Source organism: Alteraurantiacibacter lauratis (genome assembly GCF_037154155.1).
In the GTDB taxonomy this organism is placed as follows: domain Bacteria; phylum Pseudomonadota; class Alphaproteobacteria; order Sphingomonadales; family Sphingomonadaceae; genus Alteraurantiacibacter; species Alteraurantiacibacter lauratis.
On the sequence record NZ_JBANRN010000009.1, the window covers coordinates 96,872 to 109,553 of the forward strand.

Annotated in this window: 11 protein-coding genes; 8 read left to right on the forward strand and 3 right to left on the reverse strand. The window is 65.3% G+C overall.

What is annotated here, in order from left to right; all coding sequences use genetic code 11:
• Window positions 1-153: 153 nt before the first annotated feature.
• Window positions 154-666, forward strand: coding sequence for a 50S ribosomal protein L10 (rplJ, locus tag WFP39_RS09835; protein WP_336919341.1), 513 nt, complete (start codon window positions 154-156; stop codon window positions 664-666).
• A gap of 75 nt (window positions 667-741) precedes the next feature.
• Window positions 742-1,122 carry a 50S ribosomal protein L7/L12 gene (gene rplL / locus WFP39_RS09840; protein ID WP_336919342.1) on the forward strand — a complete coding sequence of 127 codons (381 nt, stop codon included), beginning with the start codon at window positions 742-744 and terminating at the stop codon, window positions 1,120-1,122.
• An 88-nt stretch (window positions 1,123-1,210) separates the two neighbouring features.
• On the opposite strand, the gene WFP39_RS09845 is transcribed toward rplL, so the two are convergent.
• Entirely contained in the window at window positions 1,211-1,789 is a 579-nt protein-coding gene (locus WFP39_RS09845; protein ID WP_336919343.1) for a c-type cytochrome, read from the reverse strand.
• Between the two features lie 193 nt (window positions 1,790-1,982).
• Between WFP39_RS09845 and WFP39_RS09850 the strand changes: the two genes are divergently transcribed.
• The 3 genes from WFP39_RS09850 to groL all read left to right on the forward strand — a co-directional run bounded on the left by WFP39_RS09850 (window position 1,983) and on the right by groL (window position 5,532).
• Entirely contained in the window at window positions 1,983-3,386 is a 1,404-nt protein-coding gene (locus WFP39_RS09850) for an MATE family efflux transporter (protein WP_336919344.1), read from the forward strand.
• Between the two features lie 155 nt (window positions 3,387-3,541).
• Entirely contained in the window at window positions 3,542-3,829 is a 288-nt protein-coding gene (groES, locus tag WFP39_RS09855) for a co-chaperone GroES (protein ID WP_336919345.1), read from the forward strand.
• A 71-nt stretch (window positions 3,830-3,900) separates the two neighbouring features.
• Window positions 3,901-5,532: a chaperonin GroEL gene (gene groL, locus WFP39_RS09860; RefSeq protein WP_336919347.1), complete on the forward strand. Its 1,632-nt coding sequence runs from the start codon at window positions 3,901-3,903 to the stop codon at window positions 5,530-5,532.
• Window positions 5,533-5,681: 149 nt separating this feature from the next.
• On the opposite strand, the gene WFP39_RS09865 is transcribed toward groL, so the two are convergent.
• Window positions 5,682-6,554 carry a LysR family transcriptional regulator gene (locus tag WFP39_RS09865; RefSeq protein WP_336919349.1) on the reverse strand — a complete coding sequence of 291 codons (873 nt, stop codon included), beginning with the start codon at window positions 6,552-6,554 and terminating at the stop codon, window positions 5,682-5,684.
• Between the two features lie 52 nt (window positions 6,555-6,606).
• Here WFP39_RS09865 and WFP39_RS09870 point away from each other — a divergent pair, with 52 nt between their 5' ends.
• A complete protein-coding gene (locus WFP39_RS09870) occupies window positions 6,607-8,166 on the forward strand; it encodes an NADP-dependent isocitrate dehydrogenase (protein ID WP_336919350.1) in 1,560 nt (519 codons plus the stop codon).
• 38 nt (window positions 8,167-8,204) lie between these two features.
• On the opposite strand, the gene WFP39_RS09875 is transcribed toward WFP39_RS09870, so the two are convergent.
• Window positions 8,205-10,445 (reverse strand): DUF305 domain-containing protein, encoded by a 2,241-nt coding sequence (locus WFP39_RS09875; RefSeq protein ID WP_336919351.1) that lies wholly within the window; start codon window positions 10,443-10,445, stop codon window positions 8,205-8,207.
• Window positions 10,446-10,633: 188 nt separating this feature from the next.
• On the opposite strand from WFP39_RS09875, the gene WFP39_RS09880 reads away from it, so the two are divergent.
• Window positions 10,634-11,452, forward strand: a complete 819-nt coding sequence (locus WFP39_RS09880) for a methyltransferase (protein WP_336919353.1) — start codon at window positions 10,634-10,636, stop codon at window positions 11,450-11,452.
• Window positions 11,453-11,566: 114 nt separating this feature from the next.
• Complete coding sequence (locus tag WFP39_RS09885) at window positions 11,567-12,622, forward strand: serine hydrolase (RefSeq protein WP_336919354.1); 1,056 nt, start codon at window positions 11,567-11,569, stop codon at window positions 12,620-12,622.
• The last annotated feature ends 60 nt before the right edge of the window (window positions 12,623-12,682 follow it).

The window sequence follows — 12,682 nt, forward strand, 5'->3', positions numbered from 1 at the left end:
ATGCTCAAGGCGTGGGGGCCGTGGCGCTCCCGATCATGTGGGCGCACCTCCTTCCCTTGTCACAACGGACTCGCCCGTGTCCCTGCCGGGATGCGGACAACGCAGCCGTTCGCAGCGAGTTTTTCGCCGCGGACATAGAAGTAAGGAGTACGCATGGATCGTTCGCAGAAAGCCGATGCCGTCGCCGCTCTGAACGCAACCTTCAAAGAGGTGGGCGTGGTGGTTGTCACCCGCAACCTCGGCATGAGCGTGGAGCAGTCCACTGCCTTGCGCACGAAGATGCGGGAAGCAGGGGCCTCGTTCAAGGTTTCCAAGAACAGCCTTGCCAAGCTGGCCATCGCGGGCACCGACTATGCCGCGATCGGTGACATGCTCACCGGTCCGGTCGCGCTGGGCACATCGGTTGATCCGGTGGCCGCAGCCAAGGTGATCATCGAATTCGCCAAGACCAACGACAAGCTCGAAGTGGTCGGCGGCGCGATGGGTTCGCAGGTGCTCGACGCCAACGGGATCAAGGCGCTCGCCTCGATGCCTTCGCTCGACGAACTGCGCGCCAAGCTTATCGGCCTGGTGCAGGCCCCGGCGACCAAGGTCGCGCAGGTGGTTGTCGCCCCGGCGGGGAAGCTGGCCCGCGTCTTTGGCGCCTACGCCAAGGAAGCCGCGTAAGACTGTTTATCGTTCCGGCCCGGATGCGCGCAGATGCCGCAACGGGTGCCCACATATTGAATGGAGTGAATTATCATGGCCGATATTGCCAAGCTCGTTGAAGAACTTTCGAAGCTGACCGTCCTCGAAGCCGCCGACCTCGCCAAGGCTCTGGAAGAAGCATGGGGCGTGTCCGCCGCTGCTGCTGTTGCCGTGGCTGCTCCGGCTGCCGGTGGCGGTGACGCCGGCGCCGCTGCCGAAGAAAAGACCGAATTCGACGTCATCCTGACCGGCGACGGCGGCAAGAAGATCCAGGTCATCAAGGAAGTCCGCGCCATCACCGGCCTGGGCCTGACCGAAGCCAAGACCCTGGTGGAATCGGCTCCCAAGGCGCTGAAGGAAGGCGTGAACAAGGCCGAAGCCGAAGAAATCAAGAAGAAGATCGAAGAAGCCGGCGGCACCGTCGAACTGAAGTAATTCGGTTCGCTGCGTTCGCGGCAAAGCAAAAGGGCGGCACCTCCACCGAGGCGCCGCCCTTTTTCTGTCCGGCGGTTCGAAAGTCCGCTCAGATCGTTTTGAGATAGGCGATGATTGCGGCGCGCTGTGCGGCGTCGAGAGGGCCGATCGCCATGGTGGTGCCCGGCACCGTGCCCTGCGGATCGGTGAGGTACCGGTTCAGCGTCGCATCGTTCCAAGTCAGGCCCGAAGACCGCATTCCCGGCGTATAGCTGAAACCGGCCACCTGCCCGGCGCGGTTGCCATGAATGCCGGCGAGCGAGGGACCGATGCCGTTCTGCCCCGGCTCGACCGAGTGGCACACCCGGCACTGGGTGAAGGCTGCGGGAGGCGCCATGGCCACCGGCGCGGCGGTCGGCTGCGCGGTAGGCGTAGCAGCAGGAGACGGAACCGCGGCCGCGCTGGCCGATGCGGCAGGCGTGGGCGAGGCGGCGGGGGCGGCCGATTCCTCCGCTGCGGGGGTTTCACCCGCTTCTGGCGCAGCCGCTTCGCCCTCCACCGGCGCAACATCAGCCGGCGCTTCAGGCACGGCGGCGCTCTCGTCAACAGCGGGCTCCTCCGCCGGGCCGCAAGCGGTCAAAGCGAGGGCAAGGGCGGAAGCGGTGGCAAATGAAAGGGTGTGGCGCATGATGCTTGAATCTCTCCGGCAAGCGTGAAGTGCGGCTGCGTTCCTAGCTTTCCCGCCGCACAAGGGAAAGAGCCAAGGCGTGGCCCTGTCACCCTTGCGCCGCAACCATGTGACCAAATCGCCGCAATGCGCATGCGGTGCTTGGCGTATGGCGACCGGCCCGCTAGGGGCGCATCCTGCCCTGTTGTTTCCCATGCAACCTGTTGCCCACCCTCAACCGCTCGGCTGGAAAGCCGAAAGCCTGGAAACCCTGCGGCTGGCGGGGCCGCTGGCGCTCGCCAATCTGCTCCAGATGCTGACCTATGCGATCGACGTGATCTTTATTGCGCGGCTTGGCACGCAGGAACTGGCCGCCTCCTCGCTGGCGATATCGCTGTTCGGGATGCTGGTGTGGGCGCTGTTCGGCCTTGCCGGAGCGGTGGGGCCGATTATCGCCGCCGAACTGGGCGCACGCGGCCCGGCCTTGCGCGCGGTGCGCCGATCGGTGCGCATGGCCCTTTGGATCGCGGTGGGCAGCGGACTGCTCGCCATGCTGGTATGCGCGCAGACGCCGTGGATCATGCGCATCACCGGGCAGGACCCGGCAATTGCCGCCTTGGCCGATACCTATATGGCGATCCTGCTGTGGTGCGCGATCCCGATGGTGATGGCGAGCGTGCTGCGCAATTTTGTCTCGGCGCTGGGCCGGCCAATCTTCGCCACCGTCATCACCGCGCTCGCCATCGGTGTGAATGCGGCGGGCAATTACATGCTGATCTTCGGCAATTGGGGCGCGCCCGAACTGGGCCTGCAAGGCGCCGCCTATGCCACGATCATCTCCTCGCTGTTCGTGATGACCGCGTATATTGTGGCGATCCGGCTCGACAAACGGCTCCACCGTTACCGCGTGTTCGGGCGGTTCTGGCGCCCCGATTGGGCGCGGCTGGTGCAGTTGCTGCGGGTGGGCCTGCCCATCTCGCTCACCATTCTGGCCGAAGCGGGCGTGTTTGGGGCTGCCGCCTTCCTGATGGGGCGGATCGGCGCGGCGGAACTGGCAGCGCACACGCTGGCGCTCAACATTGCCAGCATGGCCTTTCAGGTGCCTTACGGCGTGGCGCAGGCAACCTCGATCCGGGTCGGCTATTACTTTGGCGCGGGCGAGCGGGTGGGCATTGCCCGTGCGGGCTGGTGCGGGCTGATGATGGGCGTGGGCTTCACCGCGCTGACCGGCATTGCCATGCTGGTGGTGCCCGAATGGCTGCTGGCGATTTATATTGATCCCTTCGCCGCAGGCAATGTGGCGCTTGCCAGCCTTGCCACGAGCTTCCTGCTGGTCGCCGCCGCGTTCCAATTGTTTGACGGGGCGCAGGTGGTGGCGGCGGGGGCTCTGCGCGGCTTGCAGGATACGCGCGTGCCGATGTGGATCGCGGTGTTCGCCTATTGGGTGCCGGGCTTTGGCCTCGCCTCCACCTTGGGACTGGGGCTGGTGTTCGGCGTGGACATGGGGGGGCTTGGCGTGTGGCTTGGCCTTGCCGCGGGGCTCGTGATCGCCGCAAGCCTGCTTCTGTGGCGCTGGCACGCGCGCGAACGGCTGGGACTTACCACCTTTCAGGGCTAGGCCCGCCTCCTATCCGAGCCCGCAATCCGGCCCTGAAAAATTTTGTTGCAGGAATCCTTGACGCCGCCGCGCCCCCCAACCATATGCCGCCGCGTTGGCACTCTCATGGGGGGAGTGCCAGAACATATCACATCAATCAGGAAGAGGTCATTATCATGGCATTCCGTCCGCTGCACGACCGCGTTCTGGTCCGTCGCATCGAAGCCGAGGAAAAGACCGCCGGCGGCATCATCATCCCCGACAGCGCCAAGGAAAAGCCCAGCGAAGGCGAAGTGATCGCCGTGGGCGATGGCGCCCGCGACGATGACGGCGACCGCATCCCGCTCGACGTCAAGGTGGGTGACCGCGTGCTGTTCGGCAAGTGGTCCGGCACCGAGGTGAAGATCAACGGCGAAGACCTGATCATCATGAAGGAAAGCGACATCATGGGCGTGCTGGGCTGATTGCCCGCCACCCGTTGATGACAACGCTGACCCGATAACCAATTCGCATTTTCGCAAAGAGGAATTGAACAATGGCTGCCAAGGACGTGAAGTTTTCGCGCGATGCGCGTGAACGCATCCTCAAGGGCGTGGACACCCTCGCCAACGCCGTGAAGGTGACGCTGGGCCCCAAGGGCCGCAACGTGGTGATCGACAAGAGCTTCGGCGCGCCCCGCATCACCAAGGACGGCGTGACCGTTGCCAAGGAAATCGAACTGAAGGACAAGTTCGAGAACATGGGCGCGCAGATGCTGCGCGAAGTGGCTTCCAAGGCGAACGATGCCGCCGGTGACGGCACCACCACCGCCACCGTGCTGGCGCAGGCGATCGTGCGCGAAGGCATGACCGCGGTTGCCGCGGGCATGAACCCGATGGACCTGAAGCGTGGCATCGATCTGGCCGTCTCGAAGGTTGTCGAAAACCTCAAGGCCCGCTCCAAGCCCGTTGCTGGCTCGGCCGAAATCGCGCAGGTCGGCATCATCTCGGCCAATGGCGACCGTGAAGTGGGCGAGAAGATTGCCGAAGCCATGGAAAAGGTCGGCAAGGAAGGCGTGATCACCGTGGAAGAGGCCAAGGGCCTCGAATTCGAACTCGATGTCGTGGAAGGCATGCAGTTCGACCGCGGCTATCTGTCGCCCTACTTCATCACCAATCCCGAAAAGATGACGGTGGAACTGGATAACCCCTATATCCTGATCCACGAGAAGAAGCTGTCTTCGCTGCAGGCCATGCTGCCGATCCTCGAAGCCGTGGTGCAGTCGGGCCGTCCGCTGCTGATCATTGCCGAGGACATCGAAGGCGAAGCGCTGGCAACGCTGGTGGTCAACAAGCTGCGCGGCGGCCTGAAGGTGGCTGCTGTCAAGGCACCTGGTTTTGGCGATCGCCGCAAGGCCATGCTGCAGGATATCGCCATCCTGACCAAGGGCGAGATGATCAGCGAAGATCTGGGCATCAAGCTGGAAAACGTGACGATCTCGATGCTCGGTCAGGCCAAGAAGGTCACCATCGACAAGGACAACACCACGATTGTCGATGGCGCCGGCAATGCCGAGGACATCAAGGCCCGCGTCGAACAGATCCGCGCGCAGATCGAAACCACCACGTCCGACTACGACCGCGAGAAGCTGCAGGAGCGGCTGGCCAAGCTCGCTGGCGGCGTGGCCGTGATCAAGGTCGGCGGCGCGTCGGAAGTCGAAGTGAAGGAGCGCAAGGACCGCGTGGACGATGCGCTGCACGCCACCCGCGCTGCCGTGGAAGAAGGCATCGTTCCGGGCGGCGGCACCGCGCTGCTCTATGCCACCAAGGCGCTTGAAGGCCTCAAGGGCGCGAACGACGACCAGACCAAGGGCATCGACATCATCCGTCGGGCAATCACCGCCCCGATCAAGCAGATTGCCACCAATGCCGGCCATGATGGCGCGGTGGTTGCCGGCAACCTGCTGCGCGAGAATGACGAGAACCAGGGCTTCAACGCCGCGACCGATACCTATGAAAACCTGGTGGCGGCCGGCGTGATCGACCCGACCAAGGTGGTGCGCACCGCGCTGCAGGATGCGGCATCGGTTGCCGGCCTGCTGATCACCACCGAAGCGGCTATCTGCGAGCTGCCCGAAGACAAGCCGGCCCCGGCAATGCCGGGCGGCATGGGCGGCATGGACTTCTGATCCCGAAAGGGACTGTCCAACGCAGTATCGCTGCGAAAGGTCAGTCGGGCTTGGCCCGATACAGTCGAGCCAAACGAACCGAAATGGGAAACCCCGGCGGAGCAATCCGCCGGGGTTTTCCTTGCCGCAAAAGAGGAGTTCCGCCCCGCTCAACGCGGGCGCAATGAGGGCAGCCGCGCGCCGCGCAGCACATCGCGCAATTCCTCTGCCGCCGGCGCCAATGTGGGCGAACTGAGCAGGACGGTGGCAATTTCCGGGAGCTGCGGCAGGCCTGCATCGGTCAGCACCGCCAGATCATCCGGCACCATCTCAAGCGGCAGGGGCGCAATCCCAAGGCCGGCGCGCACGGCCGCCAGATTGCCCGCCAGCGACCCGCAGCTGTACGCAACGCGCCAGTCAAGGCCCGCGGCATCCAGCGCACGCGTGGCAATCTCGCGCAGCACGCAGGGGCGCGGGGAACACACAAGCGCCACCGTGCGGGCCGGGTCCAAGGCGCCGGTGTGCGTCGGGGCACCGGCCCAGACCAGCCGCTCGCGCAGGATGGTTTCGCCTTCAATCGGCGCGGTGTCCCCATGCTTGACCAGCACCAGATCAAACGCTCCTGCAGCAAAGCGATCCATCAACGGCAGGGTCAATTCGCACGTTACCTCCAGCGAGACGCGCGGATGCTGGCGCACGAAATGGGCAAGGATGCCGGGCAAATGCGTGGTGGCGAAATCTTCCGGCACACCCAGCCGGACGGGGCCGCTCAGGCCTGGCTGGCGCACTTCCGCCAGCAGGGCGTCATTCAGCGCAAGCAACCGCCGAGCGGGTTCGAGCAACCTTTCCCCCGCCGGGGTCAGCATTACCCGCCGGGGCGAACGATCAAGCAGCCGCAGGCCCACTTGCTCCTCCAGCCGCTGCACCTGCAACGAAACGGCCGACTGGCCGCGCAGCAGGCGGCGCGCGGCCACGGTAAAGCTGCCGGTTTCCGCCACGGTCAGGAAGGCGCGCAAGCAGGCGGGGTCGAGATTGTCTTGCATTATTGACTTTCTTAATGTTAGATACGCCAGTAATCAATTTGCACAATTCATTGTGAAGCGTCACCTGCGCCCCGAACCCACGCAGGAGATTGACCCGATGGCCACCACCGCCCCCTCCCCCAAGCCGCTTACCCCCGGCACTGCGCCGGCACCCGCCACCATCGCCGTGGCGCACGGCGACGGCATCGGCCCCGAAATCATGGACGCCACCTTGCGCGTGATGGAGGCGGCGGGCGCACGCCTGCACTGCCTGCCGCTGGAACTGGGCGAGGCGGTCTATCTGGCCGGGCACAGCGCCGGGATCACGGCAGAAGGCTGGGACACGATCGAAAAAGCGCAAGCCATCCTGAAGGCACCCATCACCACCCCGCTGGGCGGTGGATACAAGAGCCTCAATGTTACCCTGCGCAAGACGCTGGGCCTTTATGCCAATATCCGCCCCTCGCGCGCCTATGCGCCCTTTGTCCCCACGCTGCACCCGGCGATGGACGTGGTGGTGGTGCGCGAGAACGAGGAGGACCTTTATGCCGGGATCGAACACCGGCAGACAGAGGATGTTTACCAGTGCCTCAAGCTGGTCAGCCGGCCCGGTTGCGAGCGGATCGTGCGCCACGCTTTCGCATATGCCCGCACCAATGGCCGCAAGAAGGTGACCTGCCTCACCAAAAGCAACATCATGAAGTTGACCGACGGGCTGTTCCAGCGCGTCTTTGCCGAAATCGGCGCGGAATATCCCGATATTGCGCAGCAGCACATGATCATCGATATCGGCGCGGCGCGCCTTGCCTGCCGTCCGCAGGATTTCGACGTGATCGTCACCGGCAATCTGTATGGCGACATCATCTCGGACATTGCCGCCGAATTGACGGGCTCGGTCGGCCTTGGCGCCTCGGCCAATATCGGCCGCGATCACGCGATGTTCGAGGCGATCCACGGCTCTGCCCCCGATATTGCCGGGCAGGGCATCGCCAACCCTTCAGGCTTGCTGCTCGCAGGCGTGATGATGCTGGTGCATCTGGGGCAAAGCGAGGCAGCCGCACGCATCCACAACGCATGGCTGCGCGCGATCGAGGACGGGCAACATACCGCTGACATCTACCGCGAAGGCCAGTCCGCCGCGCGTCTGGGCACGGAAGGATTTGCCGATGCCGTGATCGCGCGGCTGGGGCAATTGCCGCAGACGCTCGCCCCGATCAGCTATGCAGCGGAGGGCAGCATCGCCAGCGCCGCGCCGGCTGCGGACGAAGGTCGTGCGGCGACCAGCCCTCGCAATGCCCCTGCGCGCGAACTGCGCGGGATCGACGTGTTTGTCTGCTCCCGCGAAAGCGCCGACGCGCTGGCGGCGCGGCTGGCGGAAGCCGCAGACGGCCTGCTGCCGCTGCAGATGCTCACCAATCGCGGCGTAAAGGTGTGGCCGGGCGGGCATGAAGCGACCTTCTGCACCGATCACTGGCGCTGCCGCTTCGAAGCAAAAGCCAACCAGGCGGTGAACAAGGCGATGCTGGTGGAACTGCAACGGCGGCTGGCGGCGGCTGGCATCGACTTTGTGAAGACCGAACACCTGATCGCCTTTGACGGCGCGCCGGGCTACTCGCTGGGGCAGGGCCAGTAAGGCGAGGCAGGGAAACGCCTCGCGGCGCGCCGGGAGGATCAGCCTCCCTGGCGCGACACCTCCAGACGGCGCAGCACATCCGGGCTCCATGTGACGGGAAGCTGCGTCTGCGGATTGAAGACCGCACCCATGTCGGCGGCCTCAGCAGCAGCGATTTCCTCGGCCGAAAGGAACTCGCTCGGCTCCAGCGCGAAGACGTCGATCCCGCGCGTGATCTCGGTCGCGTAGATGCGTCCGTTATACCAATAGGCCGACCAGTAACCGCCGACCACGATCTGCCGCTCGTCAATCGGGCCGCGGTCGAAATAGGCGATCTCGAACGGATTGGCGGGATCGGTGAAGTCGATCACCGACACGCCGCCCTGATACCATGCCTGCACGAAGATATCGCGCCCCGGCACCGGAATGATCGAGCCGTTATGCGCGACGCAATTCTCCCACTGGCTCTGCGGCGCGGGCAGCTTGTAATAGCCACGGAACACCAACTTGCCCTCGACGATGTCATAGATCGCATTGGCGCCCCATGTTCTGGGATCGCTCGCCTGGCAGCGCGGCCGCACCCCGCCACCCCACTCATCGGTGAACAGCACGCGCGTGCCTTCGTTGGTGAAGGTGGCCGAATGCCAATAGGCAAAGCCGGTATCGATCACCGCATCCATCCGCACCGGATTGAGCGGATCGGAAATGTCGAACAGGATGCCATTGCCCGAACAGGCACCCGCCGCGATATTGAGCGAGGGGAACACGGTAATATCGTGGCACTGGTCGGTGCGGTTGGTGTCCTGCGTATCCTCGCCGTGATCGCCGCCGCGCCACAGGCCCGCAAGCTGGCCGGTTTCGGGATCGGCAAAAACGGCCGGGCTGGATACGATGCGCGCCGCCGCCGGATTGGCGAGGGGGATTTCCACCACATCGATGCGGAACAGCGCGGTGCGGCTGTCGCCCGGCACATCGCCCACGCAGCCCGGCAACTCCTCCTCGCGCCGCACGCGCGCAGTGCCCGAATTGTAGACGATGAGGCTGGTGGGCGTCTGCGTCACCACCGAATGCGTGTGCGATCCGCGGCAGGTCTGCACCTGCCCCACCTGCACGGGCCGGGTGATGTCCGAAATGTCGAAGATGCGCAGGCCCCGGAACCGCTCGGCACTCACCCGCTCGCGCACGCCTTGCAGCCCGCAATCGACGCGGCCGCGCGTCTCCTCGACACTCATGATGAGGAGATTGCCCGCAATCGACACGTCGCCCTGCCCGCCGGGACACACGACGGACGATATCAATTGAGGCACGCCATCGGTGCCAAGGCGGTAGGCGTTGAAGCCGTGATAGCTGCCTGCCACCATCAGGTCGCCCGCAAAGGCCATATCGGTGTTGGCGAAGGAGAGCAGACCGCTGCGTTCGGCAAAGCGGGGTTCGGGCGCGTCCTCCGCCGTCTCCGGCGCGGCAGGACCGGCTGCGGCCATATGCGCGGCGTGGTGCGCATAGTCGGCATGATCGGCAGCCCCTTCCGCAACCTCCGCCGGCTCCTCGGCCGGGATTTCCGGCAGCAATTCCGCCGGGTTTTCCGGATCGAAGAATCCTGCCGGCTTGGGCAGAAACGCCACATGGCGCAGGTTCCGGATCGCCTCGCCCGCATCGAGGAAGCCTGCGGCAAGGCCGGCGCGCGGATCGTCTGACAGACGCGCCAGCACTGCGTTCATCCGCTCGATCTCGGTCTGCTGGTCGTTCGTGACATCGGTGGTGAAGGCATACAGCGCAGGGTCGGCCGCCGTGCCGGGCAGATTTAGCAGATCCTCCACCATCTTCACCGCGCCCCGGTGGTGCGCGATCATCAGTTCAAGGAACAGCCGGTCAAAGGCGGTTGCGCGTGCGGCGGCCAGCTGCGCCATCTGGTCTGGTGTCGCCATGCCCGCCATGCCCGCATGATGCGCATGGCCCATGCCCGCCATTTCCACCGGCTCGCCGCGCTCGGCCAGCCATTCGCGCATCTGGTTCATCTCGTCCGCCTGCGAAGCGGTGATGCGCCCGGCAATGGCGATGATTGCCTCGTTATTGGTACGCGCCTCCACCAGCGCGGCCATTTCCACCGCCTGCGCGTGGTGGACGATCATCTCCTGCATGAAGGTGACATCGGCGGGCGCATAGGAACTGCGCGCCAGCGCCACCGCCTCGGCCTCGCTCAGAATGCGCACCGGCTGCCCCGGCGCACCCGGCTGCACGATGACGACCTGCGCCAGCGCCCCGCCCGGCAGCAGGGCTGCGCCTGCAAGCAGCAGAGCCATGCCGGAGAGGCGGCGAAAGGAAGCGGCGGGGGTCATGCAAATCTCCGGCAAAACTGGTTTCAGCCGGGACCATTCCCCGCCGCGCTCCTGCGGTCAAGCCCCGCCCAAAGGCCCGGACACGCGCGCCACGACTTGTGCCGCATTCCGGCCACATTGCGGGAAAAGAATAGCCGGCGGAGAGGGAGAGAATGATGCGCAAGGGTTTGGGACTGGCGCTGGCGGGCACTCTGGCCCTGGGCCTGCTGGCTGGCTGCAGCAGCGGGGGGGATACGGCACCCGCGCAGGAGGAGGCATTTTCCCCATCGCGCTATGCCGCCGCGATCAATGACATTGCGCGGCCCGCCGCCGACAAGGAAGCCGATGCGCTGCGCAAGCCGGGGGAACTCCTCGCCTTTGCGCAGATTCGCAGCGGCGAAGTGGTGGGCGATTACATCATGGGCGGCGGCTATATGACGCGGTTGCTGGCGCAGGCCACCGGGGCAAGCGGGCGCGTATATGCCTTCCAGCCGGACGAATTCATCGCCTTCCGCCCCGAATATGCGGCGGAGCAGGATGCGGCAATCGCCCCTTATGCCGATAACGAGGGCAATCCGGTGCGCGTCTTTCCCTTGCGCGGGCCAATCGCCGCCCCCGCCTTTCCCGAACCGCTTGACGCGATCATCTCGGTAATGAACCTGCACGATCTGTATCTGCCTGCTATGCCCGAAGGCACCGCCGATGCCGCGCTGGCTGCGCTCTATGCTGCACTCAAGCCCGGCGGGCGGCTGATCGTGGTCGATCACCGCGCTGTGCCTGGGAGCGGCGCGGCAGCAGCCGACAGCCTGCACCGCATGGATGAGGCGCTCGCCCGCGCCGCGCTGGAAAGGGCGGGCCTCGTGCTGGAAGCCGAAAGCGATCTCTACGCGCGGCCCGACGACCCGCGCAGCGCCAATGTCTTTGATGCGGCGATTCGCGGGCGGACAGACCAGTTCGCCTGGCGCTTGCGCAAGCCGGAGAGCGCGCAATGATACGCGCAACTGCTCAGGCCATCGCCCCACGGAGTCCGTTCACCGCGCAGGGATTTGCCTGCAACAGGTCGTCCGTTAAGTTTTCCACAACCATAAGATAGGTAATCGGGGGTCATGAAGACGGGACTGTTCAAGACGCTGGCGCTGGCCGCCGCGCTGCTCGCAAGCCCGCTGGCGGGGGTCGCCAGCCCGGCTCTGGCGAATGATGACCAGCTGGAAATCGCCTTTGATTCGGTTTTCGGCACACAGGTCCGCCAACCGCGCGATTACTATTCCGGTTATACCGATCCGCTCGTGCGGCAGGTGGCGATGCTGGCCGACGGGACGCAGGGACGCATTGGCGTGGCCGCAATTGATCTGGCCACAGGCCGCGAAGTCGCCATTCTGGGCGACCAGCGTTTCCCCATGGCGAGCACCAGCAAGATCGCGATTGCCGCCATGTTCCTCGACGGGGTGGATCGCGGCCGCTGGAGCCTGACCGACCGCTATCCGCTGATCCTGCCCGTAAGCTCTCCTGCCCTCTCCTCCCCCACTGCGCCGACCCGCCGGGGCGAATTGATGAGCGCGGCGGACCTGATCGACATCATGATCACGCGCAGTTCCAACCCCGCCACCGATGCGCTGCTGGAAGTGGTCGGCGGGCCGCAAGCCGTGACCGCCTGGGTGCGCGAGCGCACAGGAATCACCGATTTCGAGCTGACCCGCAACATCGCCACGCTTGTGCGCGACAACCGCGAATTCAACCCGGCAACCTATATCGACACGCGCGACAGCGTATCGCCGCTCGCCATGGCTCGCTTTCTGGCAGGGATATACCAGGGCCGCTACCTCAGCCAGGCGAGTTCCGACCTGATCATCCGCACGATGGAACGCACCCGCACGGGTGCCAACCGCATCCGCGGGCAGATGCCTTCCGATGTGCTGGTGATGCACAAGACCGGAACGCTGCACAACACGTCGAGCGATGTCGGCCTGCTCACCCTTCCCGATGGACGGACGATCGCGCTGGCGGTTTATGTGACGGGGCAAGGTGATGGCCCGACGCGCGACCGGCGAATCGCAGCGATTGCGCGCGCGGTCGTGGATGGCTTTTCGGCGGCGGGCAATTCCTCTGGCCGGGTCTATGCCTCTGCCCAATATCCGCAAGCTGAGCCGGCGCCCGAATCCTGAGACCAGCCGGCAGGTGCGGCCTGGCATTACTGCCCAGCGCATAAGAAAAGGGCGCGGCCC

Bases quoted from the DNA above. Each gene is read 5' to 3' on its own strand.
- rplJ (WP_336919341.1), top strand. From the start codon at position 154: ATGGATCGTTCGCAGAAAGCCGATGCCGTCGCCGCTCTGAACGCAACC.
- rplL (WP_336919342.1), top strand. From the start codon at position 742: ATGGCCGATATTGCCAAGCTCGTTGAAGAACTTTCGAAGCTGACCGTC.
- WFP39_RS09845 (WP_336919343.1), bottom strand. From the start codon at position 1,789: ATGCGCCACACCCTTTCATTTGCCACCGCTTCCGCCCTTGCCCTCGCT.
- WFP39_RS09850 (WP_336919344.1), top strand. From the start codon at position 1,983: ATGCAACCTGTTGCCCACCCTCAACCGCTCGGCTGGAAAGCCGAAAGC.
- groES (WP_336919345.1), top strand. From the start codon at position 3,542: ATGGCATTCCGTCCGCTGCACGACCGCGTTCTGGTCCGTCGCATCGAA.
- groL (WP_336919347.1), top strand. From the start codon at position 3,901: ATGGCTGCCAAGGACGTGAAGTTTTCGCGCGATGCGCGTGAACGCATC.
- WFP39_RS09865 (WP_336919349.1), bottom strand. From the start codon at position 6,554: ATGCAAGACAATCTCGACCCCGCCTGCTTGCGCGCCTTCCTGACCGTG.
- WFP39_RS09875 (WP_336919351.1), bottom strand. From the start codon at position 10,445: ATGGCTCTGCTGCTTGCAGGCGCAGCCCTGCTGCCGGGCGGGGCGCTG.
- WFP39_RS09880 (WP_336919353.1), top strand. From the start codon at position 10,634: ATGATGCGCAAGGGTTTGGGACTGGCGCTGGCGGGCACTCTGGCCCTG.
- WFP39_RS09885 (WP_336919354.1), top strand. From the start codon at position 11,567: ATGAAGACGGGACTGTTCAAGACGCTGGCGCTGGCCGCCGCGCTGCTC.